The following is a 21,196-nucleotide window of genomic DNA, read 5'->3' on the forward strand; positions in this document are numbered from 1 at the left end:
GCCCACTTTTAAGGATTTTTTTGCCATTTTAATGTCAAAACATGGGCAAAGCTTTTAAACACGGATGACTAAATTCGACCGGCTTAACGGAATGCCATTAACTTTCACATGTCAACCGGTGGTGGCGATGCGAGAGAAGTGCGGAATCTTTGCAACGCTCTCAGAGAACTCCGCAAAGAAGGCCTACTACGCCCTGCTCGCCCTCCAGCACCGCGGACAGGAGAGCGCGGGAATAAGCGTCTGGCGGGGCAGGATAAGAACGGTTTCAGGCCTCGGTCTCGTCACCGACGTTTTCAAAGGAAAGGAGCTCGCAAAGCTCCGTTCAAACCTCGCCATAGCCCACGTCCGCTACTCCACCTCCGGCTCGCTCAACGAGACCCAGCCCCTTGAGACGGAGTGCTGTGGAATGAGAATCGCGGTGGCGCACAACGGGACGCTCACCAACTTCAGGCCCCTCCGCGAGAGGTATGAAAAGCTCGGCGTCAGGTTCCGCCACTCGGTTGACTCCGAACTGCTCGGGATTTCCTTTCTCTGGCACCTCCGCGAGACGGGAGACGAGTTCGAGGCCATGAAGGAGGTTTTTAACGAGGTTAAAGGTGCATACTCCGTTGCACTCCTCTTCGACGGCAAAATCCTCGTGGCAAGGGACCCCGTTGGCTTCAGACCCTTGAGCTACGGAACTGGAGATGGCCACTACTTCGCGAGCGAAGATTCGGCATTGAAGCTCTTCGTGGAGGAAACGAGGGACGTGAGGCCTGGTGAGGTGTTCCTTCTCTCGGAGAATGGTGTTGAGAGCAGGGTCCTCGTCAGGGAAAGTCACCACCACTGCGTTTTTGAGTACATCTACTTCGCAAGGCCGGACAGCGTCCTTGATGGGACAAACGTTTACAGCGCGCGGGTCAGGATGGGACAGGAGCTGGCGAGGGAGAGCCCGGCTGAGGGCGACGTCGTCATAGCGGTTCCCGACTCCGGAAGGGCCGCCGCTCTGGGCTTCTCGCAGGAGAGCGGGATTCCCTACGCTGAGGGCCTGATAAAGAACCGCTACATCGGGAGGACCTTTATAATGCCGGGCCAGTTCAACCGCGAGCTGAAGGTTAAGCTCAAGCTCTCGCCGGTTAGGGAAGTCGTCGCCGGGAAGAGAGTCGTCTTAGTTGACGATTCCATAGTCAGGGGCACGACGATGAAGAGAATCGTCGCGATGCTGAGGAAGGCCGGCGCGAGGGAAGTCCACGTCAGAATCGCCTCACCGCCGATAAGGTACCCCTGCTACATGGGCATCGACATCCCCACGAGGCACGAGCTCATAGCGGCCTTCGGGGGAGTTGAAAAGGTGAAGGAAGCGATAGGGGCAGACAGCTTAGCTTACCTCAGCGTTGAGGGCCTGAAGAGGGCCGTCGGCAGGGAAGACCTCTGCACGGCCTGTCTAACCGGCGAGTATCCCGAGTGGGCGTTCAAGTTCTGACTTTCCTAACCCGGCACGCCGAGAACTTGAACGCCGGGGTTCCAGCCTTGTTGAGCGCTGAACTCGTGAGCCTGTTCGCCTTGAAGTGGAAGGGAACCACGACGAGGCCCTCCTGAACCTTCCCGACCTTCGCGCGCATCCTTATCCTTCCGCGCCGTGTTTCAATCTCCACCCAGTCACCGTCGCGGATTCCGAGCCTTTCCGCGTCGCGCTTGCTTATCAGCGCCCTAGGCTCGCCCATGAGCTTCACGAGGGAGGGACTCCTCCGCGTCATCTCGCCGGTGTTGTAGTGGCTTATCAGCCTGACGGTCGTTAGAACCATCGGGAACTCCCCGTTCGGCTCCTCCCAGGGTGAGATTCTCTCGACGGCCATGAAGTGGGCCTTTCCATCGGGCGTTGCGAACTCCCAGGTGTGAAGTCTCTTCCTGGGCAGAAAGATTCCATCGCCGTTCTTGAGTTCCTCAACGTCCCTCTCCTCAAGCTCCGGGAAGAGACGGAAGTACTCTGCCGTTATCTCCTCAACCTTGGTGTAGTCGAAGCCCGGAAGTCCGAGCGCCCGACCGAGCATCGTCAAAATCTCCCAGTCGGGCCTTGAGTCGACGTAGGGCTCGCAGACTTTGTGGCTCCACTGGATTCTCCGCTCGCTGTTCATGTAACTGCCGGCCTTCTCGCAGAAAGCCGATGCCGGGAGGATGTAGTGGGCGTAGCGCGCCGTTCTCGTCATGAAGATGTCCTGAACCACGAGTAGGTCGAGCTTTCTGAGGGCTTTTCTTACGTGGTCAAAGTTCGCCTCGCTCACAGCCGGATTCTCGCCGACGATGTAGAGGGCCTTAACGTCACCCTCTTCTATTGCCTCCCACAGCTCGGTGAGGTAGAGGCCCCTGTCCGTTGGTATGTCCTCGACTCCCCACACGTCGGCAACGCGCTTCCGGAAGCGTTCGTCAGTCAGCGGGACGTAGCCCGGCAGAAACTCACTCAGCGCGCCCATGTATGCCGCTCCCTGGACGTTGTTCTGCCCGCGCATAGGATAGAGGCCACCGCGCTCGCCGATGTAGCCGAGGAGCAGAGCGAGGTTTATCACCGCTAGAACGTTCTCAACTCCAGAAACGTGCTGGGTTAGGCCCATCCCCCACATTATCGCCCCGCTCCCTGCCAGCGCGAAGGCCCTCGCAACTTCCCTTATCGTCTCCGCTGGAATTCCAGTTACGCTCTCGGCGTACTCGGGGGTATACTTCGTAACCCCCATCCTGACCTCGGAGAACCCGCTCGTCCTCATCCTGATGAACTCCTCGTTGTGGAGACCCTCCTTGATTATAACGTGGGCAATCGCGTTGGCCAGGACTATGTCTGTCCCGGGCTTTATGACGAGTTTGTAATCCGCAAAGGCCATCGTCCGCGTTTCCCTGACGTCCACGACGATTACCCTGGCCCCTCTCCTCTTGGCCCTCAGAATGTAGTCCATGACGACGGGGTGCGTTTCAGCGGGATTGTAGCCCCATATCAGGACGGCGTTGAAGCGCTCGATGTCCTCGTAGGGGTTCGTCTGCGCCCCGGTTCCAACGGTCAGCTTGAGCGCGTGAACGCTCGCCTCGTGGCACAACCTCGCGCAGTTGTCTATGTTGTTCGTGCCGAAGAGGCGGGCAATCTTCTGGAGGAGGTAGTTCTCCTCGTTGCTCACCTTCGAGGACGAGAGGAACGCCACCGCGTCGGGGCCGTAAAGCTCCCTTATCTCGAGCAGTCTGTTGGCTATCTCCTCTATAGCAACCCCCCAGCTGATTGGGACCATCGCCGAACCAACCCTCTTGAGGGGTCTCTTCAGCCTTCCAGGGGAGCGGACGAACTCGAGCGAGTAGAGGCCCTTGGGGCAGAGCTTTCCCCTGTTCGGCTCGCCGGGATAGGGCTTGACCCTCATGCTCTTCTCGTCAACGAGGAGCCTGCACCCAAAACCGCAGAAGGGGCACACAACAGTCTTCACGCTACCACCGTATTGGCAAGAAAAAGTCAAAATTAAAAAGTTTTCTGGCCAAAATTGAGTAGAATTCGTTAATTACGAGGATGCTAATTAAAGTCTACAATTAGTTATATAACTATATACTAAATCACTTAACAATAAACAAATGCAAAAATTAAAGACAAAAACTTTAAATATAAATTTAATAAGTAAAACGTGGTGATGCATGTGACTGCATTTGGACTATGGTGGATTGGTTGGGATGAAGGGAAAGAAGGGTATTTCTCCAGGATGAAAAACGGAAACGAAAACCTAACAACAAATGATTTTAAAAAGAGAGGCTTTGAATACGCAATAGTAGCAGATAGCGCCCGTGGACAAAGTTAGGGAGGCGTGCTTAGAATGGTAAGAAAGACACTTTTGTTTTTTCTGATATCTATTTCTGTTCTCTCTGTAATTCCATACATCTCGGCCGACGTCGTTGTAATCCCGGGAAAGAGTGATGCCTTTATCGTGCACTGGTGGGCCGGCGAAAACGGGGAACTCGGGATGGACTTCTACCACTTCATCAACGGGACCCTTCAGCCCTTTTACCGCACCTGCCTCTTCTGCAACGGCAACGGAATTATAAACGACTGGGCTAGGCTCATTCCGAACGGGAGTTCGTGGATATTCCTGCGGAGCTTCTACGTTCCCAAAAACGATACGCGGGTTGTTGAGGCCTACCGCGTTCAGGGAAAGGACTGCGCCCTCATTGGAAGGGTTTCGTTCCTCCTGCCCCCAGAAACGGAGCCGAGGATTGTGGTTTACTACCAGAGGAAGGCCTTTGCAGTGTATTTTGAAAACGGGAGCGAAATTATTTCAAAGAAGTTCCTGATTCGAGATTCGCTCACACCGGTTAACTTCTCCGGTTTTCCAGAGGAGACGCCCGTCTATTACGCGATGGAAGAGGGCGTCCCCTTGGGTGGATTCTACGTCAGAGGGGACGGCTATGCCTACAATGGGAGCAGGATTGTTCTCGTTCCGTTGAACGTCGTCGGGGAAGTCGTATCGCTCCTGAAAGTCAAGGGAGACATCAGAGGTTTTGCATCGGCCGTTCTGAAAGACGGGGTTATCCTGTACTATCCTTACAGCTATCATGTCAACGGTTCCCCTGTAACATACAAGGAGCTTCGCCTCTTCTACTATCCAACCAACGGCGGGAAGCTCAAGGTTTTCAAGCTCGAAAAGTTTCAGAACGGCTCGGGCTTTGCCCCAGGAATCGTCTGCTCAGAGAAGCCAGAAGAGAAAAGGCCGGAAAAGGGAAACTCCGGGATATGTGGTCCTGCGAGCTTAGTGGTGCTGACCCTGATACCAGCTTACAGGGCTTTCCGCAGGAAGTACTCGTGAACCCTCGTGTCGTCCGTCAGCTCGGGATGGAACTCGAGGCCGATTAAATTGCCCTGCTCGACGCCGACAACCCTGTCGCCGAGCCACGCGATGGGCTTCACATTATCACTGAGGAGCTCCACTATCCTCGGGGCGCGTATGAAGACACCGGGAAACGGCTCGTCGCTGAAGGCAAGCTTTATCGGCGCCTCGAAGCTGTCCACCTGCCTTCCGTATGCGTTTCTGTTCACTTTAACGTCGAGGAGTTCAAGGAACCTCTGCTCCGGCGTTGCCCCGATGACGTCTTTGGAGAGCATTATGAGACCGGCGCACGTTCCCATTATGGGCAGTCCCTCTTCGCCGAGCTTCTTAACCGGCTCGAGGAGGCCGTTCTTAACCATGAGCCTCGAGATTGTTGTGCTCTCGCCACCGGGGATTATTATAGCAGAGATTCCCTCGAGCTGTTCCGGCTTTCTGAGCCAGATTACTTCACCAGTGACGCCAAGGTTCTCAAGGGCCCTTTTGCTCGCCTCGATGTGCTCACTGACGTCTCCTTGGAGGCCTATAACGCCTACCTTGACCATTTCAATCCCCCCAAGTGTGAAAAAGGAGAAGAGTCAGACGCCCCTCTCCTCAAGGCGAACCTCAAGCTCCTCGATGTCCTGACCCTTCATGGGCTCGCCGATTTCCTTGCTTATCTCGACGAGAACGTCGGGCTCGTCCCAGTGGTTGACGGCCTCGACTATAGCCCTGGCCATCTTCTCAGGGTTGGAGCTCTTGAAGATTCCAGAGCCGACGAAGACGCCGTCCATGCCCATCTGCATCATCAGTGCGGCGTCAGCTGGAGTCGCGACTCCACCCGCCGCGAAGTTAACGACTGGCAACCTGCCGAGCTTCTTTATCTCAAGGAGAACCTTGTAGAGGCCGTCAACAATCTCGCGGTAGGTGTAGTGGCCGTAAACAGGCTCGTTCTCGAGAACCCTTACCGGAAGCCCGGCTATCTCCTTGACGTTGAGGGCAAGCCTGAGGTAGGGCTCCGCGAACTTTTCAGCCACTCCGTAGACCTGCTCGTCGGTCATGGCCTGAATCTGCCTTATTCCCTCCGCAACGAGGCGGACGTGCCTGACGGCCTCGACGATGTTGCCGGTTCCGGCTTCGCCCTTGGTTCTAATCATGGCCGAGCCTTCCCATATCCTCCTCACGGCCTCACCAAGGTTCCTGGCACCGCAGACGAAGGGAACGGCAAATTCCCTCTTGTCGATGTGGAAGAACGGGTCCGATGGCGTTAGAACCTCGCTCTCATCAATCATGTCAACGCCAAGGGCTTCGAGTATTTTCGCCTCGGCGACGTGGCCGATTCTGACCTTAGCCATGACAGGAATCGTAACCGCGTCCATTATCTCCTGAATCTTCTCAATTGGCGCCATCCTCGCGACTCCACCGGCTTTCCTGATGTCGGCCGGAACGCGGTGGAGGGCCATCACCGAAACGGCTCCCGCCTCTTCCGCAATCCTCGCCTGCTCGGCGTTGGTGACGTCCATAATGACTCCGCCCTTGACCATCTTGGCGAAGCCCCTCTTGAGCCTCTCCGTTCCCTTGGCTTCGATAACCTTCAGCTTGTCCATCCTCACCACCTCATTCAGATGAACGTTTTAGTGGATTATAAGCCTTGCCACCAGCAATGACGGATTTTCGTAAAAAATGTTCAAAAAATGGCACGAAAAGCCGAAAAGGTTCACTCAAGTTTTGACAGAACCTCAAGGCTCACGTCGAAGTTCTTAACCGAGTGGGTGAGGTAGCCGAGGCTTATGACGTCGATGTCGAGCCCTGCATACTCCTCAATGTTCTCCGGCGTTATGCCCCCAGAGACCTCGATTTTCACCCTATCGCGCAGGCCTTCGCGCTTTAGAGCCTCAATCGTCTCCACTATCTCGGCTGGACTCATGTTGTCGAGCATTATCACGTCCGCCCCGGCCCTTGCCGCTTTGAGAGCATCTTCAAGGCTCTCGACCTCGACCTCCACGACCTTGTAAACGCTGAAGGCTTTAGCGCGCCTTATTGCTTCTTCCAGCGGGACTAAAGCGAGGTGGTTGTCCTTGATGAGTATCGCGTCGCTCAGCGAGAAGCGGTGTGGCTCGCCGCCGCCGATGAGTATGGCCCTCTTGTCTATCGGCCTGAGAAGGCTCTTCCTCGTGCCAGCTACACGGACCTTCGGGTTCACGGCTCTAACTTTCTCGACGAGGTTTCTAACCTCGGTCGCGATACCGCTCATCCTGCCCATGACGTTTAACGCTGTTCTCTCGACGAGCAGAATGGCTCTCGCGTCCCCCTCAAGCTCGAGGATTACGTCTCCCCTATTCACAGCCTCGCCGTCGCGTTTTCTGACCGAAACCTTAACGCTAAAGTACTCGAAGAGGGCTTTAGCTTCTTCAACGCCCGCTATAATTCCGTCCTCCTTGGCTATGATTACGGCCCTGGCTTTAGTTCCCTCGGGAATCACCGCCTCGCTCGTCACGTCGCCAAAGGGTGCATCCTCCTCGATGAACCTGAGGAGGTATGAAACATGTATCATCCTCATTCACCTCCCAGCAGGAACTTCCAGAGGGGCACGAGCCGAACCTTCTTCCCCTCCACCTCGATTGTATCGTCGCGCTCCCAGTTTATTATCGTTAGGTTATCACAGTTGAGCTTCTCAGAGGCGCTCATGAGCGCCGAAACCTCCCGCTCAAACGTTTCGGGTTCATCAATGGAATAGCTCACCTGTATCAGCCCGGAAACAATGCCGTCCTCAACCACCACGAAATCAACCTCCCCTCCCCGCTCGTCCTTGAAGTAGTAAAGCTCCTTCTCCTGCCTCCTGAGTTCAAGGAAAACGGCATTCTCCATCAGCCTGCCGATACTCCCTCCCGAACGGGGGGAGTAGGCGTTTATCAAACCAGAATCAATTATGTAAACCTTTGGAAGGCTCTTCTCAATCTCCCTAAGGTTGTGGGAGAACTTCCTGAGCGGGAAAACGAGATAGGCCTCTTCAAAGTACTCGAAGTAGCTGTAGAGGGTGTTTCTGCTCACCTCGACCCCCATTCCCTTCATGTATCTGGCCGTTTTGTTTACCGAAAACTCCTTGGCAAAGGATGCCATGAGGAGCTTCAAAAACAGTCGAATTGCCTTCAGATTCTTCACGTTGTGCCTCTCGACCACGTCGCGGTAGAGCATCACATCAATGTACTCCGAGAGGGTCTTCCTCTTGAGGAATGGGTCATCGAGCAGAACGACCTCGGGGAAGCCACCGAACTCAAGGTACTCCCTCAGAAAGGCCTTTATCCTTGCCTCGTCTCTCGTGGAGATGTATCTGCTCGGGGTAAAGCCCTTCGCCCTCAGGAACTCACGGAAGGAGAATGGAAACATCTCGAAGGTGAGCGTTCTTCCACGCAGTGCCGTTGCGATTTCCCTGCTCAGGAGCTTTGAAGAAGAACCCGTTAGATAGACCCTGAAGCCGTCCCTCTCAAGGGCTCTCTTGACGAAGAGCTCCCAGTTTTCAACCTCCTGGACCTCATCAAGGAAGAGGTACTTCTCCTCGGCATCGGGAAAGAGCTCGTAGAAGACCTTTACAAGGGTTGAGAGGTCGTCAAGGCTCGGGGGATATATCCTGTCGTCGTCGAGGGGGAAGAAAACGGCCGCCTTACCTTCATTTCTCAGCTTGGAGAACTTTTGTAGGATGTAGAATGTCTTTCCAGCTCTCCTCGGCCCGATTATAGCTACTGCCTTGTTCACCGCCAGCTCATCGGGAACGCTAAGCTCACGTTCGATACCATCAACGCTGAGATTGAGGTAGTCCATCACTACCTGTGCTATGACTCCCTCACGGCTCATGTTAAGTGAAAAGGTAAAAATCCTTAAAAAGTTTCCCTCTTAACTTAACAAAAATCCAGGAATCTTGCACTCTCAACTTAACACCTCAGCTCATCTCAAGCATTTTCTCGATGGCCTTCCTGGCCTTCTCGGCTATCTCAGCTGGAACCTCAACGCGGTATTTCACCTCCCTGAGAGACTCGTAGACACTCTGGAGCGTTATCGCCTTCATTCCAACGCAGACGGCGTCCTCCCTCGCGGGATAGAACTTTATGTTCGGGTAGAGCTTGCTCAGCCGGTAGACCATCTCCCTCTCGGTGAAGACGACCCACTCGTCGTGCTCGGGCGCGTGCCGTATCATTCCGCCGGTTGATACGATTATGTTGGCCCTTTCCTGAACTTCTGGCTCGCACTCTGGGTGAACCATCAGCTTGGCGTTTGGGTGGAGCTTCCTCGCGCGCTCAACGTCTTCGACGGTGAACTTCCTGTGGACGTAGCAGTGGCCGTTGGGAGGGACTGGGATTACCTTCTTCCCGGTCATCCTCGCCACGTAGCTCGCCAGGTTCTTGTCCGGGCCGAAGATGACGACGTCGGAATCGAGCTTTTCGACGATTTTGACAGCGTTGGCGGAGGTAACGGTCACGTCGGCGTAGGCCTTCGCCTCGGCGGTTGTGTTTACGTAGAGGACGACGGGAGCGTCTGGATACTGCCTCTTAGCTTCAAGTATGTGCTCGACCTTGAGCATGTTGGCCATCGCACAGGTGGCCCTTCTCTCGGGCAGGAGAACGGTCTTCTCCGGGTTGAGGATTTTAGCGGTCTCGGCCATGAAATCAACGCCCGCGAAGACTATGACGTCGGCATCAACGTTTATGGCCTTCCTCGCGAGCTCGAGGCTGTCCCCAAGGAAATCCGCCACGTCCTGAACCTCGGGGAGCTGGTAGTTGTGGGCCATGATTATCGCGTTGCGCTCCTCCTTAAGCCTCTCAATCTCGGCAATCAGCTTCTCCTTATCCATTTCACACCCCTCAGCGGGGGTAGAAAAGGGGAATTAAAAGGGTTTTTGAACACCTTTGGTTATGGGGGACTCAGAACATCAGTGAGATGCTCTTCTTTGGTCTCCCCTCACAGAATCAAGGGTTTCATCAACGTTCTCCCTTGCCTCAAGCTCCAGCTCATCAATGAGCTCAGAGAACTTTTTCTCTTCAATGTAAATCACTATTCGCTTTGATGGAAGCGAGAGGGGTTTGAGAGGCTTTATAACACCATTCATAAACGGCCTCAATCACCTTAGGCAGTTTCTCACCATCAAAACTTCGACTTGAATTTAAAAGGTAAATGGTCACAGCCTGCACTTCCCATCGAAGAAGCTCGGTCTCTCGAAGGTCTTTCTCATAGCTGGAAAGTCCTCGCGGTAGTGGCTTCCCCTGCTCTCTTCCCTCGCGAGTGCGCACTCGAGAACGCCTCTCGCGACCAGTTTCAGCCTCGGGTCGGCCTCGATGTCCTCGAGTTTCTTGAGACCTTCTCTCAGCGTTTTGGCGCTCCTGATGATTCCAGCGTGACTCCAGAGCAGTTCCCTCAGCGCGTCAACGTCCCCGGGCTCGTAGCCGTGGTAGGCCGGCTCCTTGACTTCTCTGCACCTCGGCCTTTCCCTCGCTATCGTCCTCGCAACTTCAAGGCCGGAAACAAGGCACTCGAGGAGGGAGTTGCTGGCCAGTCTGTTCGCCCCGTGGAAGCCGTTGCAGGAAGCTTCACCTATCGCGTAGAGGTTCCTCACGGGCGTTCTGTACCAGAGGTCAACCGCTATTCCTCCCATAGTGTAGTGGGCTATCGGCGAGACTGGGATTGAGTCCTTCGAGGGGTCTATCCCGTCCTTCCGCAGGAAGGCGTATATCTGCGGGAAGCGCCTCTTGAAGTTCTCTATCCCGGTCGCGTCGAGGAAGACTTTCTTCCCCTCTTGCATCTGGCGGTAGATTGCCCTCGCCACGATGTCCCTCGTCGCCAATTCGTTCACGAAGCGCTCTCCCTCGTCCGTTACGAGCTTGGCACCGGCTCCCCTAACGGCCTCGCTTATCAGGAAGACGCCGTTCTTTCCGATGTACCCGGTTGGGTGGAACTGGACGAACTCCAAATCCCTCGCCGGAGCGCCTTTCATGAGCGCGTCGCCGATGAGAAGGCCGGTGTTCTCCGGGGAGCCCGCTGTAAACTTGAAGAGCCCCGAGAAACCGCCGGAAGCTATAACAGTCGCGTCGAAGCGGAGGAACTCACCCTCGACGAAGACGCCGTAGGCCTTTCGGTGTTTAACGGCAAGCTCATCAACTTTCCCCCTGACGAAGTTAACGCCGAGCTCCCTAGCACGGAGCTGGAGGAGCTTCGTAACGTGCTTGCCGGTCTCGTTCCTAATCGTGAAGACCCTGCCGAACGAGTGGCCCCCTTCGGTCTCGCTCGCCTCGAACTTCAGGCCGAGGGAGAGCAGGAAGTCGTAGGCCTCGCTCCCCTTCGAGATTACGTTCCAAACAACCTCGCGGTCGTTGATGTACTTTCCGGCTTTGATTGTGTCGAGAACATGAGCTTCAAGCGAATCCCCTTCGAGAACAGGAAAGGCTATCCCAGCTTGAGCAAGGTAGGAGTTGCTCCTCCTGATTCCGGGGCCTATGAGAGTGACCTCAAAGCCCCTCTTGGCGAGCGCTATGGCCGAGGTCAGACCGGCTATTCCATCGCCAACGATTCCAATTTTCATCCCACCACCCAGGAAAAGAAGAGATTGAGAGCTTAAACGGTTTTTGCACCCTCAAATCTTCACCCTCACCAGCCACCTGAGCTTGCCCGCGTCTATGCTCTTCGTCATCAGAGCACCGCTCTCGAAGACCCACACCGCGAGCCTGAGCACCACCGCGTTCCACAGGAGGAGGTAGAAGAGCGCCCCGAGGGCCGTTATGTAGTTGCCACTCGTTGCGCTCAGGAACGCAAGTATCGGGGCGTAGCCGGGGTCGGCCTTCACGAGCAGACCGGCAACGCCGGAAACGTCGAGCCCGAAGAAGATGACGAAGATGGGGGCAAGATAGAGCACCTCGACGAGCCCGGCCACGCTGAGGGCGCTCCTGACGTCGAGGGTGAAGAGGGAAACTAAGAGGCTCGTCAGGAGCATCAGGACGAAGAGCAGAAAGGTCCCGGCGGAGAGGAAGATTAGGGGAACTGCCCCGACCGAAACGCCGGCGGAGTGCCCTGAAGAATGCTTTGAAAACAGTGAGGCCAGACAGAACGAAGCCGATAGGGAAGCGAGCACGAGCAGGCTAAAAACCACAGAGGCGAGGATTTTTCCAAGGATTATTGACCTGCGCGAGACCGGGAGCGTGAGGAGGGTTTCAAGGGTCTTGCCCTCCTTCTCCATCGCGACCGAGGCCGCTATCGCCTGGGCAGCGTAGATTCCAATGGCAAAGAGCACGAAGGGGACCGCGAGGGCGCCCCTAAGGAGGGCTGAGACGTAGCGGGATGGCTCTATGCTGAGGACATCGTTTCCGACGTAGAGCCTGAACTCGGGCCGTATCGAGGGCAGAACGCCCTCCCCAAAGCGCAGGACCAGCGCCTTCAGCGTGCCGGCGAGCTTGACAGTCTTGAAATCAAAAACGGACGAGAGCCTCGTTCTTATGAGCAGGTGCGGGGAGCGACCTTCTTCAATCGCCTCGGAGAAACCCGCGGGGATTACGAGCGTAACCGGCGAGTTCTCGTCGATAGCGATTCCGTTCCTCTCGAGGAACGCGACGAGGGCCTTTGAGTACTTCCCGGAGTCCTCGTTGATAACGCTGACGGCAAGCTGGGAGGAGTGCGAGGAAGACTGGAAAACCCCAAACATAGCTGGTAGGAGGATTAGGGGAAGGATTACGGCCGTGACGAGACGCCTGTCCCGGAGGATGTCCATAAGCTCCTTCTGGAACATAATCCACAGCTCACTCATAGGCGACCCTCCGAGAGGCCCTTACAAAGACCTCTTCGAGGTTTTCGGCGTTGTGCCTCTCCCTCAGCTCCTCCGGCGTCCCGGCTTCCACAATCAGCCCCCTGTGTATTATCGCCACCCTGTCGCATAGGAACTCGACCTCGAGCATGTTGTGGCTCGAAACGAGGACTGAAACGCCTTCTTCATTGGAGAACTCCTTTATACGCTTCCTGATTTCATAGGCGTTTGCCACGTCGAGGCCGCTCGTCGGCTCGTCGAGGATGGCCAGCTCCGGTTTGACCATTAAAGCCCGCGCGAGGAGGAGCTTCCTCACCATTCCCTTCGAGTACGTCGCGACCCTGTCGTAGAGCCTCGCTCCGAGGCCCGCTATCTCGATTCCGAGCTCGAGCATCTCATCGGCGTCTTTTCCTGTCGCCCGGGAGTACAGCCCGGCCATGAAGCGGAGGTACTCGTAGCCCGTCATGCTCCTGTAGGCCCCCGCCTCCTCCGGCAGGTAGCTTATCAGCTTCCTGACCTTCTCGGGCTCCTTAACGACGTCGTGCCCCATCACTTCAGCTTTTCCCCTGTCCGGCGGGAGAAGCGTGGCGAGAATTTTCAGTGTGGTGCTCTTCCCTGCTCCGTTCGGCCCGATGAGGCCGAATATCTCGCCCTCCCGGATGGAGAAGCTCACACCCTTCAGAGCCCAAACGCGCCCGTAGGCCTTTTCGAGGTTTTTCACGAGGACCGCAGGCTCGCTGGACACTCCGCCCACCTCTGGGGGTTCCAAAGATGTCAGACTGAGAGTTGGATAGGATTACTTATAAGAATTGCGTTTCTTGTGTGTCCGCTTCCCTTTTTCACCCGAACGCGACGGTCCGCTTTAGGCTTGTTAGATAGACGAAGTAGTGGTAGTTCATCAGGTCCTCGCCGCTGTTTTCCGAGGGCTTTTTGTTGAAAACATCAGGCGTCCCGGTTATCAGCAGGATATAACCCCCTCCCTTCGGGTTCCTCAGGGCCTCAACGAGGAAAACTCCTTCAGAATATTCAACCCCATCAAGAACGACGGAGCTGTTCCTCATCTCCACGTATCTGCTGAGCCCGCGGACAGCGGGGGAGTTCAGCGGTGCGATGACAATAACGTTGCCGCTTTCGAGCCCCTTCGTGAAGGTTACCTTAAAACCAGCCTTTTTGAGCATCTCAACGTAGCTTTTAACGTATTCGCTGTTCGAGAGATTTCCGGCAACGTACAGCTTAACGCCCTCCGTTTTAAACGCCATAAAGGCCATTCTAATGGTCGGTTCCGGGGAAACGTTCTTCCAGAAGCCCTCCTTATACCAGTTGCCCATCAATCTCGCGAGCTCGGGCATGAAGCTCTCGAAGGTGGGGTATTTTTCTTTATTGGGTATGTATTCCGTTAGGTACGCCCGATAAACCCTCCCAACGAGGTAGAACCCAAGGGCTTCCTGGCCCTTTATGAACCTCTCAGCGCTCTGGTTTCCCTCCGTTTTGAGGATGTAGTAAGCTTCAAACGCCCGGACAAAGGTCTCATCAAGGTAGGTCTTCCAGCTGGCGTATCCCATAGAAGTCATGACATCTTTCACCGGCGAGAACATTTCCTCATACTCCTTAAACTCCCGGTAGTGTCTCCCCACCGCGGGATTGACGAAGCTGTGGGCAAGCTCGTGGGTGGAAGCACTGCAGTAGGAATAAGTCCCGTTGGAGAACGAGCAGACGCCGAGGAACGCGTAAACGGTATCGTTCGTCCACCCGCCGTAGCTGTAGTACACTTCCAGAGGCTGAAGGACAAAAATCCAGCGGCTCTTTTTCTCCCCAAAGAAATTCTCCTCGAAGCGGGGGAGGCTGAAAACGTCCGGATTCTCCTTAAGGAACAGCCCTATCTGCTCCCTGTAAAACTCTTTGTGGCTCTCGTAGAAGGCTGAAAAGTTCGAGTCCTGGGCGAAATCTTTTATGGCTGTGGCGAGTTCGTTGAGGAGCTTTTTATCCCCGTGAACTCTTCTCACTAGGTATGCACTCCACTCCGTGGAGTTCAGCTCCATTGCAAACTTGGGAATGGCGTCGTACCCCAAACCCTCCCTCAGGGCGTTTTTAGCGAGGAGCACCGCCCTGTGGTTTCTGTAAGGAGAAAAGTAAGACCCAGCCTCCCGGGAGTAGGGAGTAGCGTTGTTGGAGTTCCAGCCAGCGAGGTGGAAAACAACGTTTGTCAGCTCGGTGTAGGGGTTCACCTCGACACAGACGTTGCCGGAGCACTCGGAAACCGGGGAGAGGTTGAGCTGAAAGTCCGGCTTCGGTGGAACGTGCGATTGGGCAAGGTAAAAGGCGAAGAGGAGCGCAAGCAGAGACAGGGGGACGAGCACGTGTTTGGCCCGGGGCATTCTCATTCCTCCTCTCTGGCGTTTGAATTTCTTAGCATGCCCATGATTCTTGAATTGTTTTTCTTTTAATCTTTTAAGACTTCCAGAGAAAAGAAGTGGAACAAAGCGGGATTGAGAATCACTTCCCAAGCGGATAGTTCGGGGCCTCGTTTGTGATGAGTATGTCGTGCGGGTGGCTCTCCTTAACTCCCGCCTGCGTTATGATGACGAACTCGCCCTTCTCCTTCAGCTCTTCGATGTTTCTCGCCCCGACGTATCCCATTCCCGAGCGCAGGCCGCCGACGAGCTGGTAGAGAACGTCGCTCACGCTTCCCTTGTAGGGAACGACGCCCTCAACGCCCTCCGGAACGAACTTCCTGGTCTTCATGTGGCCCTTCTGGTAGTACCTCTCGGCCCCGCCCTTCATCATGGCCCCGAGGGAACCCATTCCGCGGTACTGCTTGTAGCGCCGTCCGTTGATTACGACCTCCTTGCCCGGCGCCTCCTTGGTTCCGGCTAAGAGGGAGCCCAGCATGACCGCGTCTGCTCCGGCCGCTATGGCCTTGACTATGTCGCCGGAGTAGCGGATTCCGCCGTCGGCTATAACGTGAAGCCCGTACTCGCTAGCTTTGTCCGCTACGAGCGCTATCGCTGTAACCTGAGGGACGCCAACGCCGGCCACGACGCGGGTGGTGCATATACTTCCGGGCCCGATTCCGACTTTAACAGCGTCGGCGAAGGTTAAATCATCGACGGCCTTCGGGTTGGCGATGTTTCCAACGATAAGGTCTGCATCGACAGCTTTCCTTATTTCCTTCATGGCCTTGATGGCCTTGAGGTTGTGAGCGTGAGCTGTATCGATGACGATGACGTCAGCCCCAGCCCTGTCGAGGGCCTTGGCCCTTTCAAGGTCAAATGGACCAACGGCAGCAGCAACCACCAAATCGCCGTTCTCGTCCCTGACGGCGTTCTTGTACTTTCTTCTCCTCGCCAAATCGCTCATCGTGATTATGCCAACGAGCTTCCCTTCCGAGTTCACAACAGGAAGCCTGTCAATCCTGTGCTCGAACATTAGATTGAGGGCTTCCTCTGCCGTTACGCTCTCGGGAACCGTTATCGGCTCGCCGGTCATTACTTCCCTCACGAGCTTTCCAGGCTTGACGGCTATGTCCTTCTTGCTGATGACACCAACTACTTTTCCGTCCTCGACGACGGGCAGGCCGTCGATGTCGTTTTTCTCCATCAGAAAGAGGGCGTAGTCAATCGTCTCGTCGGGTGAAATCGAGATGACGTCCTCAACGATGAAGCGCTCGGCGCGCTTGACCTTCCTGACCTGCTCGACCTGTTCGCTTATGCTCATGTTCCTGTGGATTACCCCCAGTCCCCCTTCCCGGGCCATCGCGACGGCCATCTCCCACTCCGTCACAGTGTCCATCGCGGCGCTGAGAATCGGAATGTTGAGCCTTATCTTCGGCGTAATCCTCGTCGAGACGTCAACGTCCTTCGGCTCGACCTCGGTCGGCTGGGGTATGAGAAGAACGTCGTCGAAGGTGTAGCCCTTAATAGCATTAACAAGTTTGTGTTCAAACTTTCCCATTTTCGCCGGACCTCCGCGTCCTTTTTAACATGAACTTGGAGGGCATTTTTAAGGGTTTCGAGCGAGTGATGGCCTGTAAATTCGTCACGTCTGACCGCAGTAATGTGACATTATGACAAAGGAGTAGGGATTTCCGGTGAAGATTCCGTCTAGTGTACAAAAAAGCTCCCGAAAAGCCAATATAGAACATTGTAGTCCGCTCTACGGTGATTGCCATGAGGAGGGGTTACGAAATTCAAAGGAGGGCTTCAGAAAAGCTCAGGGGGGAGGGCCAAACCATTCGTTAGCGCAAGGTCCGAGGAGTTGCTTTTCGAGATTCTAAAGGAAGGTCTCTTCTGGGCCGCCCTCGGGAAACCGTCGGAGGTCATGCCGTTTCTGAGGGGGAAGTTGCTGGGCAACGGATTGAGCGAAAGCTCCAAGAGACAGCTTGAGTGGCTTCTCGACGAGCTTGAGAGGTTCTACGAGCGCGTCGCCTGCTGTGGCAGGGTCGAAGAAAAGCACGTCAGGGCAATCAGGTCCTTCCACAGGGACATCGTCTCGGTGATAGAAACGGACAGGGCTTAGCTTTTTAACCCCTTCCTTCTACCCTCTCAGGGATGATGAGGGAAGTTTCGTCCGAGCGGTGAGGAAACTCGCATGGGCTGACCACCCTCAACCTTTTAAACGGCTCTTCTCTTCGCCCTTCGGGAAGAAAAATGAGCGAAAACGAGAAGCTTTCAAAGTTCATCGCCAAGCTCAAGGTTCTCATCGAGATGGAGCGGAAGGCCGAGATAGAGGCCATGAGAGCAGAGATGAGACGGCTCAGCGGTCGCGAGAGGGAGAAGGTTGGAAGGGCCGTTCTCGGCCTCAACGGAAAGGTAATCGGCGAGGAGCTCGGCTACTTCCTCGTCAGATACGGGCGCGAGAGGGAAATCAAGACGGAGATAAGCGTCGGCGACTTGGTCGTGATAAGCAAACGAGACCCGCTGAAAAGCGATTTGGTTGGAACCGTCGTCGAGAAGGGGAAGCGGTTCATAACAGTGGCTTTAGAGACCGTCCCGGAGTGGGCGCTGAAAAGCGTTAGGATAGACCTCTACGCCAACGACATAACCTTCAAGCGCTGGCTTGAGAACCTTGAAAACCTCCGGGAGAGCGGGAGGAAGGCTTTAGAGCTCTACCTTGGCAGGGGGGAGCCTGAAGAGGGCGAGGAAGTAGAGTTCATGCCCTTTGATAAGAGTTTAAACGCGAGCCAGAGGAGGGCAATAGCGAATGCCCTCGGAAGCCCGGACTTCTTCCTGATTCACGGGCCGTTCGGGACCGGAAAGACAAGGACACTCGTCGAGCTGATACGGCAGGAGGTGGCGAGGGGGAACAGGGTTTTAGCAACTGCCGAGAGCAACGTGGCCGTTGACAACCTCGTCGAGAGGCTGGTTGATTCCGGTCTGAAGGTCGTCCGCGTCGGACACCCGAGCAGGGTCTCCAAAAAGCTCCACGAGACGACCTTAGCTTACCTAATGACCCAGCACGAGCTCTACGGCGAGCTGAGGGAGCTTCGCGTAATCGGGGAGAACCTGAAGGAGAAGCGAGACACCTTTACCAAACCGGCTCCGAAGTACAGACGCGGGCTGACCGATAGGCAGATTCTCCGCCTGGCAGAGAAGGGTATAGGGGCAAGGGGCGTTCCAGCCCGGTTAATCCGCGAGATGGCCCAGTGGCTCAAAATCAACGAGCAGGTGCAGAAGACCTTCGACGATGCGAGAAAGCTGGAGGAAAGGATAGCGAGGGAGATAATAAGGGAAGCCGACGTCGTTCTGACTACGAACTCTTCGGCCGGGCTGGAAGTGGTTGACTACGGCTCCTATGACGTTGCGATAATAGACGAGGCCACGCAGGCGACGATACCGAGCGTGCTCATCCCAATCAACCGCGCAGGGCGCTTCGTTTTGGCAGGCGACCACAGGCAGTTGCCCCCCACGATACTCAGCGAGAAGGCAAAGGAGCTGAGCAAGACTCTCTTCGAGGGCTTAATCGAGCGTTATCCCGGAAAGAGCGAGATGCTTACAGTTCAGTACAGAATGAACGAAAGGCTCATGGAGTTTCCCAGCAGGGAATTTTACGAGGGCAGAATCGAGGCGGACGAGAGCGTCAGGGGAATAACGCTGGCCGATTTGGGGGTAAACTCGCCGGAAGAGGGAACTGCGTGGACCGACGTGCTTAAACCGAAGAACGTGCTCGTCTTCATAGACACGGCCGGAAGAGAAGACCGCTTCGAGAGACAGAGGTATGGAAGCGAGAGCAGGGAGAACCCGCTCGAGGCGAGGCTCGTGAAGGAAGCCGTTGAAGGTCTCCTGAGACTCGGGGTTAAGCCCGAATGGATTGGCGTCATAACACCCTACGATGACCAGCGCGATTTGATAAGCTCGCTTTTGCCTGAAGAAATAGAGGTCAAGACGGTGGACGGTTACCAGGGCAGAGAGAAGGAAGTCATAGTTCTCTCCTTCGTCCGCTCGAACAGGAAGGGTGAGCTGGGCTTTTTGAAGGATTTGAGGAGGTTGAACGTCTCGCTGACGAGGGCGAAGAGAAAGCTGATTCTGATAGGCGACTCCTCGACGCTGAGCTCGCACCCGACTTACAGGAGACTGGTGGAGTTCGTGAGGAAGATGGGAACTATTGTTAATGCAAAAGAACTAATCGAACCCCCAGCAGGTATGTCCGCAGACAATGTGAGGAAGATTCTCGGGATTTCGGAGACGAAAGACTCAATAGACGTTCCAGAAGATGCTGAAAAAGTCAGGGAAAAGGACAGGGGCAGAATGCGGTCAATATATGGGGGCACATCCTACAATCCTTTTTAATGGATACCCCCGGAACATGTTTCGAGGGTACACTCTGACAAAATAGACGGGCAGGTGTGAAAAATGTTCCTCTACACCAAGAACTTCGACGAGCAGAAGGCGAAGGCGATGGAGAGCCTCAGGCAGGCCTTGGCGGAGGGCAAGGTTGACGAGGACATAATCGCCCTGCTTGAGAAAATCAACGCGCTTGAGAACTACTTCACAACGAGCTCTTGCTCGGGCAGGATTTCGGTCATGGAGATGCCCCACTTCGGCGACAAGGTCAATTCCGCCTGGCTCGGCAAGTGGCACAGGGAAGTCACCGTCGAGGAGGTCCTTGAAGCGGTTGGAAGGCACTCGACCGGTCAGCTCTGGTTTCTTGTCCGGAGTCCTATCCTTCACGTCGGGGCGAGAACGCTTGATGATGCCGTTAAGTTGCTTAACCTCGCGATAGGGCTGGGCTTCAAGTACAGCAACATCAAGAGCGTGAGCCACAAGAAGCTCCTCGTCGAGATTCGCTCGACCGAGAGAATGGACGTCCCGCTCGGCGCGGACGGCGAGTTGTGGGTGAGCGAGGACTACATTGAGAGAATTGTAAACATAGCGAACGACCAGCTGAGAAGGTTTAAGAGAAAGCTCAAGAGGCTGGAGGAAAAGGTCGAAAAGCTTAGCCAGAGCCAGTAAGAAGGGCCATGATTACGCTTATCGCTATCGAAACGAGTTCCAGTAGCTCATCGGAGCGCAGGGGAATTGCCCTTATCGTTTCAAGAGCCCTCTCAATTTCATCGAGTAGCTCGTAGGCCTTCTCGTTCCCACCGGAGTTTATTAAGCCAATCCTGATTTTGTGAAGGTAAGTAATGGTCTCTTCTTTTATCGCGGAGACAAAACTCGACGCCATGTGCATTAGCACCCCAAAGAGTACTAAAGAACCCAACAGAAAGCCCCAACCGGAGATTAGTCCTGCATCGTTTTGGGGTATGCTTGTATACTCTGTAACCACCACGTAAACAGCCGAGAGTACTGAAACGGCGAGCAGAGCGGAAGCCACCGAGAGCCCGGGTCCGAACAGCTCTTTAACGTGCCTCCCAAGCTCAACAAAACTCCCGGCGATATTCGTCAAATGTCGGATACAGTTGGTGGGAGCCATCAGACAGGGGCTGTTCTTTGAGTCAGCAAGTTTACCGAGCTCCACAACGGGTGAAACCTTTGTCGAGTTCAGGGACAGTATGACAGAGAGGTAACCAACAAAATACGCCATAAATGAGGCCCAGTATGCGTATATCCACACCAAAAGGGCGTAGTAGGTTAGACTTAGGACAACACGAAGATAAAACGCCCAAGGAGCGTGGGCCCTAACGTACGGGGAAAGGTAACCAAGAAAGTCCACCCAGCCGCTGAGACCCAAACGAAGGATGTCAAGAAGGATAACCCCAATCATTACGAGTACAGAACCCAGGACAATTTTATCATGGTACTCCCATGTTTTTAAACGTTCCTTGGGGATACCTAAGAGCTCAACGCCTCGATTGGCCTCTCTAGAACGTGAACCTTCATTTTTCCAGCGCTCCAGATTCTCAATGAGGTTAGTTGCGGGCTTGGAGAAGATTATAATTCCGATGATTGTGACGAGAATAGGACCGTAGGGAGTGTCTAGGTTCAATTTGATAAACGGGAAGTGCGGCTTACCCGAGGAGAGCACCGAGAGAACGAGCGAAATAATAAGTTCAATCAGGACAATCCTCCAGTACCTTTTGGAAAGACCAAACCATTTGGGGTCTCCTGTGGATATATCCTTGAAATTCGGCACGGACATCCACACACCTCCAAACTTCAATTGGAAAAGCGGTTTTAAA

The 21,196-nt window shown here is 54.9% G+C and carries 19 protein-coding genes; 6 read left to right on the forward strand and 13 right to left on the reverse strand.

Annotated elements, in window-relative coordinates; translation table 11 throughout:
• The first annotated feature begins 127 nt into the window (after positions 1 to 127).
• A complete protein-coding gene (gene purF / locus CS910_RS10255; RefSeq protein WP_099211770.1) occupies positions 128 to 1,462 on the forward strand; it encodes an amidophosphoribosyltransferase in 1,335 nt (444 codons plus the stop codon).
• Here purF and fdhF read toward each other — a convergent pair.
• Complete coding sequence (gene fdhF / locus CS910_RS10260; protein WP_099211772.1) at positions 1,452 to 3,437, reverse strand: formate dehydrogenase subunit alpha; 1,986 nt, start codon at positions 3,435 to 3,437, stop codon at positions 1,452 to 1,454. The genes purF and fdhF overlap by 11 nt on opposite strands.
• A 198-nt stretch (positions 3,438 to 3,635) precedes the next feature.
• Between fdhF and CS910_RS11935 the strand changes: the two genes are divergently transcribed.
• Together CS910_RS11935 and CS910_RS10265 are read left to right on the forward strand one after the other, a co-directional pair.
• On the forward strand, positions 3,636 to 3,800 hold the full coding sequence (locus CS910_RS11935; protein WP_158523835.1) for a hypothetical protein: 165 nt from the start codon (positions 3,636 to 3,638) through the stop codon (positions 3,798 to 3,800).
• A 15-nt stretch (positions 3,801 to 3,815) separates the two neighbouring features.
• On the forward strand, positions 3,816 to 4,802 hold the full coding sequence (locus CS910_RS10265; RefSeq protein WP_145955412.1) for a CGP-CTERM sorting domain-containing protein: 987 nt from the start codon (positions 3,816 to 3,818) through the stop codon (positions 4,800 to 4,802).
• On the opposite strand, the gene pdxT is transcribed toward CS910_RS10265, so the two are convergent.
• The 11 genes from pdxT to guaB all read right to left on the reverse strand — a co-directional run bounded on the left by pdxT (position 4,772) and on the right by guaB (position 16,530).
• Complete coding sequence (pdxT, locus tag CS910_RS10270) at positions 4,772 to 5,365, reverse strand: pyridoxal 5'-phosphate synthase glutaminase subunit PdxT (protein WP_099211776.1); 594 nt, start codon at positions 5,363 to 5,365, stop codon at positions 4,772 to 4,774. The genes CS910_RS10265 and pdxT overlap by 31 nt on opposite strands.
• A 33-nt stretch (positions 5,366 to 5,398) precedes the next feature.
• Positions 5,399 to 6,406 (reverse strand): pyridoxal 5'-phosphate synthase lyase subunit PdxS, encoded by a 1,008-nt coding sequence (gene pdxS, locus CS910_RS10275; RefSeq protein ID WP_099211778.1) that lies wholly within the window; start codon positions 6,404 to 6,406, stop codon positions 5,399 to 5,401.
• 110 nt (positions 6,407 to 6,516) lie between these two features.
• On the reverse strand, positions 6,517 to 7,353 hold the full coding sequence (gene nadC, locus CS910_RS10280; protein ID WP_099212512.1) for a carboxylating nicotinate-nucleotide diphosphorylase: 837 nt from the start codon (positions 7,351 to 7,353) through the stop codon (positions 6,517 to 6,519).
• Positions 7,354 to 7,355: 2 nt separating this feature from the next.
• Positions 7,356 to 8,651, reverse strand: coding sequence for an ATP-binding protein (locus CS910_RS10285; RefSeq protein WP_099211780.1), 1,296 nt, complete (start codon positions 8,649 to 8,651; stop codon positions 7,356 to 7,358).
• Positions 8,652 to 8,736: 85 nt separating this feature from the next.
• Complete coding sequence (gene nadA, locus CS910_RS10290; protein WP_099211782.1) at positions 8,737 to 9,645, reverse strand: quinolinate synthase NadA; 909 nt, start codon at positions 9,643 to 9,645, stop codon at positions 8,737 to 8,739.
• Positions 9,646 to 9,723: 78 nt separating this feature from the next.
• Positions 9,724 to 9,912 (reverse strand): hypothetical protein, encoded by a 189-nt coding sequence (locus tag CS910_RS10295; protein WP_197704281.1) that lies wholly within the window; start codon positions 9,910 to 9,912, stop codon positions 9,724 to 9,726.
• 57 nt (positions 9,913 to 9,969) lie between these two features.
• The gene (locus CS910_RS10300) at positions 9,970 to 11,367 is read right to left on the reverse strand and encodes an L-aspartate oxidase (RefSeq protein WP_099211784.1); all 1,398 of its coding nucleotides are present in this window, start codon (positions 11,365 to 11,367) and stop codon (positions 9,970 to 9,972) included.
• A 51-nt stretch (positions 11,368 to 11,418) separates the two neighbouring features.
• Positions 11,419 to 12,582 (reverse strand): ABC transporter permease, encoded by a 1,164-nt coding sequence (locus CS910_RS10305; RefSeq protein ID WP_099211786.1) that lies wholly within the window; start codon positions 12,580 to 12,582, stop codon positions 11,419 to 11,421.
• Entirely contained in the window at positions 12,575 to 13,324 is a 750-nt protein-coding gene (locus CS910_RS10310) for an ABC transporter ATP-binding protein (protein ID WP_099211788.1), read from the reverse strand. Before CS910_RS10310 ends, CS910_RS10305 begins: the two co-directional genes overlap by 8 nt.
• A 94-nt stretch (positions 13,325 to 13,418) precedes the next feature.
• Positions 13,419 to 14,960 (reverse strand): DUF4932 domain-containing protein, encoded by a 1,542-nt coding sequence (locus tag CS910_RS10315; RefSeq protein ID WP_099211790.1) that lies wholly within the window; start codon positions 14,958 to 14,960, stop codon positions 13,419 to 13,421.
• 112 nt (positions 14,961 to 15,072) lie between these two features.
• On the reverse strand, positions 15,073 to 16,530 hold the full coding sequence (gene guaB / locus CS910_RS10320) for an IMP dehydrogenase (protein WP_099211792.1): 1,458 nt from the start codon (positions 16,528 to 16,530) through the stop codon (positions 15,073 to 15,075).
• A gap of 303 nt (positions 16,531 to 16,833) precedes the next feature.
• Between guaB and CS910_RS10325 the strand changes: the two genes are divergently transcribed.
• The 3 genes from CS910_RS10325 to taw3 all read left to right on the forward strand — a co-directional run bounded on the left by CS910_RS10325 (position 16,834) and on the right by taw3 (position 20,027).
• Positions 16,834 to 17,094: a hypothetical protein gene (locus CS910_RS10325; RefSeq protein ID WP_223211958.1), complete on the forward strand. Its 261-nt coding sequence runs from the start codon at positions 16,834 to 16,836 to the stop codon at positions 17,092 to 17,094.
• 131 nt (positions 17,095 to 17,225) lie between these two features.
• A complete protein-coding gene (locus tag CS910_RS10330; RefSeq protein WP_099211794.1) occupies positions 17,226 to 19,364 on the forward strand; it encodes an IGHMBP2 family helicase in 2,139 nt (712 codons plus the stop codon).
• 63 nt (positions 19,365 to 19,427) lie between these two features.
• Positions 19,428 to 20,027 carry a tRNA(Phe) 7-((3-amino-3-carboxypropyl)-4-demethylwyosine(37)-N(4))-methyltransferase Taw3 gene (taw3, locus tag CS910_RS10335; RefSeq protein WP_099211796.1) on the forward strand — a complete coding sequence of 200 codons (600 nt, stop codon included), beginning with the start codon at positions 19,428 to 19,430 and terminating at the stop codon, positions 20,025 to 20,027.
• Here the strand turns inward: taw3 and CS910_RS10340 are convergent.
• Entirely contained in the window at positions 20,011 to 21,156 is a 1,146-nt protein-coding gene (locus CS910_RS10340) for a hypothetical protein (protein WP_099211797.1), read from the reverse strand. The two genes, taw3 and CS910_RS10340, sit on opposite strands and share 17 nt — an antisense overlap.
• Positions 21,157 to 21,196: the final 40 nt, after the last annotated feature.

Origin of the sequence: Thermococcus henrietii (assembly GCF_900198835.1) — an archaeon.
Taxonomy (GTDB): Archaea; Methanobacteriota_B; Thermococci; order Thermococcales; family Thermococcaceae; genus Thermococcus; species Thermococcus henrietii.

Coding starts and splice junctions, on each gene's coding strand:
- purF (WP_099211770.1), top strand. CDS start 128: ATGCGAGAGAAGTGCGGAATCTTTGCAACGCTCTCAGAGAACTCCGCA.
- CS910_RS11935 (WP_158523835.1), top strand. CDS start 3,636: ATGCATGTGACTGCATTTGGACTATGGTGGATTGGTTGGGATGAAGGG.
- CS910_RS10265 (WP_145955412.1), top strand. CDS start 3,816: ATGGTAAGAAAGACACTTTTGTTTTTTCTGATATCTATTTCTGTTCTC.
- pdxT (WP_099211776.1), bottom strand. CDS start 5,365: ATGGTCAAGGTAGGCGTTATAGGCCTCCAAGGAGACGTCAGTGAGCAC.
- pdxS (WP_099211778.1), bottom strand. CDS start 6,406: ATGGACAAGCTGAAGGTTATCGAAGCCAAGGGAACGGAGAGGCTCAAG.
- nadC (WP_099212512.1), bottom strand. CDS start 7,353: ATGATACATGTTTCATACCTCCTCAGGTTCATCGAGGAGGATGCACCC.
- CS910_RS10285 (WP_099211780.1), bottom strand. CDS start 8,651: ATGAGCCGTGAGGGAGTCATAGCACAGGTAGTGATGGACTACCTCAAT.
- nadA (WP_099211782.1), bottom strand. CDS start 9,645: ATGGATAAGGAGAAGCTGATTGCCGAGATTGAGAGGCTTAAGGAGGAG.
- CS910_RS10300 (WP_099211784.1), bottom strand. CDS start 11,367: ATGAAAATTGGAATCGTTGGCGATGGAATAGCCGGTCTGACCTCGGCC.
- CS910_RS10305 (WP_099211786.1), bottom strand. CDS start 12,582: ATGAGTGAGCTGTGGATTATGTTCCAGAAGGAGCTTATGGACATCCTC.
- CS910_RS10315 (WP_099211790.1), bottom strand. CDS start 14,960: ATGAGAATGCCCCGGGCCAAACACGTGCTCGTCCCCCTGTCTCTGCTT.
- guaB (WP_099211792.1), bottom strand. CDS start 16,530: ATGGGAAAGTTTGAACACAAACTTGTTAATGCTATTAAGGGCTACACC.
- CS910_RS10330 (WP_099211794.1), top strand. CDS start 17,226: ATGAGCGAAAACGAGAAGCTTTCAAAGTTCATCGCCAAGCTCAAGGTT.
- taw3 (WP_099211796.1), top strand. CDS start 19,428: ATGTTCCTCTACACCAAGAACTTCGACGAGCAGAAGGCGAAGGCGATG.
- CS910_RS10340 (WP_099211797.1), bottom strand. CDS start 21,156: ATGTCCGTGCCGAATTTCAAGGATATATCCACAGGAGACCCCAAATGG.